General features: G+C 46.9%; 2 protein-coding genes. Both read right to left on the bottom strand.

The window, feature by feature from the left end; all coding sequences use genetic code 11:
* Nucleotides 1-181: 181 nt before the first annotated feature.
* Complete coding sequence (cobT, locus tag IQ242_RS24390; protein ID WP_193961731.1) at nucleotides 182-1,261, bottom strand: nicotinate mononucleotide-dependent phosphoribosyltransferase CobT; 1,080 nt, start codon at nucleotides 1,259-1,261, stop codon at nucleotides 182-184.
* A gap of 27 nt (nucleotides 1,262-1,288) precedes the next feature.
* On the bottom strand, nucleotides 1,289-1,599 hold a 311-nt coding region (locus tag IQ242_RS24385; RefSeq protein WP_193961730.1), incomplete at its 5' end, for a type II toxin-antitoxin system VapC family toxin.

Genomic DNA, 1,599 nt, shown 5'->3' with positions numbered 1-1,599 from the left:
TTTCCGAAAGTCCTTGACTTGTTTCAGTTTTTCTATTAAGCTCAACATATGTTTTAAAAGTTCGCGGTCACTTCCCATTTTACAAAGACAGTGATCGCTTTTACTTTTGATATTCTGATGGGAGAATAAAACAGCCCTACCCTGCCCCCAGGAAAAGCTTTTTGCCGCAAACCCTAGATAGTCAACAGTTTAGTTGAAACCCGATTAAATTTTCGATCGCTTTGACCAAATCTTGATTAGTCCAATTCTGGTACAGATAAGCGGCGATCGCCGATCCTCCAGATCCGACTCCTTCCTTGACGAAACCCTGTTCATAAGCTTGCAAAACCGGGTATTTAGAGGCGGAAAAGTTTAATTGTGTGGCTAATAGGGGTATTTTCCCGATCAGGCGGGCTAATCCCACCGTATCCCCCGTTTTATCTTCCGCTACCCAGCGAGTTGTGCCGACGATGATATTTTCCCAGTTAACCGGATAGGCATATTTAGCCACTAGAGCTTGAATTAGGGCAGAAACGGCTAACATTTGGGTTCCTCCGGCGAGGAGTACCCCACCCTGCCCACTAGCGGCGATCGCCATGCCAGCGACGAAAATCTGCTGAGGATCGCCTAGGGCGGCGATTACCTCAAAAGGATCAAAAAATTCTTTTCCAGCTAATCCCTGCTCAACTATTGCCCGTTTCTGGGCATGATTGCACTGGGGGTGGCTGCTGTTAACTTTGCCGTTGGCTCGATAACCCAATCCGGTTAGGATGGCGAGGGCGGTGGTGGTGCCACCGACCACACACTCGCCGATAATTAGATAACTAGACTCCCGGGCTAATTTTTCTCCCCAGGTTAGTCCTTGGGCGAACAGGTGTTTTACTATGGGGATATCTAGGGCGCAGCCAGTGGAGAGACAACGGGCCGGTTGTCCCCCTAGTTCGATATAATCGACGGCCGGGGGCAAGGGTAAACCGGCGTTAAAAACGAGGACGGGAATGGCTAATTTTTCCACTACGGCGCGGGTAATATAGGCAGGGGAGGCTCCCACCGTTAGGGGGGGTAAGGGATAACGGGGATGGGGTGAAACTCCTTTAACGATAAATTCGGCATCGGCGATCGCTGTATATTTTCTATCTTCCGGGGTGGCGCCGGCGGTGGAGATTCCGGGGATTAATCCCGTCTCGGTAAAGCCTAAAACTAGGGCAAATATCGGACAAGATTTTTGATGGCGCTGTAACCAATTTTGCCCCCGTTCGACTTCCGTGTAAATTTTAATCATCTGTTGATTTTGTCCTATTACTTATCACTATTTCGCTCTCTCCATGAGATGGTCTTTGATTTCAACATATTTAGGAAATAAGTTATCAATACTAGCCAGTTTTGCCCCGTATGCTAAGGCTGTAGCCATAATAATACGATCAAAAGGATCTTTGTGAATGGGAGATAAATTAACGGCTCTAATGGCAATTTCGGGGGGAATTGAAAATATATCTATTTTAGCCATTGTTAAAGCTTGTTGAATCCACTCTTGAGGAGGATAACTTAGTTCTAATCTTCCCCGTTGGTTAGCAAGGGCTATTTCATAGCAAGAAATGGGTGAAACTCCGAGAGATTCTG

The organism is Microcystis sp. LEGE 08355, from assembly GCF_015207185.1.
Taxonomy (GTDB): Bacteria; Cyanobacteriota; Cyanobacteriia; order Cyanobacteriales; family Microcystaceae; genus Microcystis; species Microcystis panniformis.
Note: the sequence above shows the minus strand (reverse complement) of the source record. Positions and strands in the feature narration are given on the sequence as shown.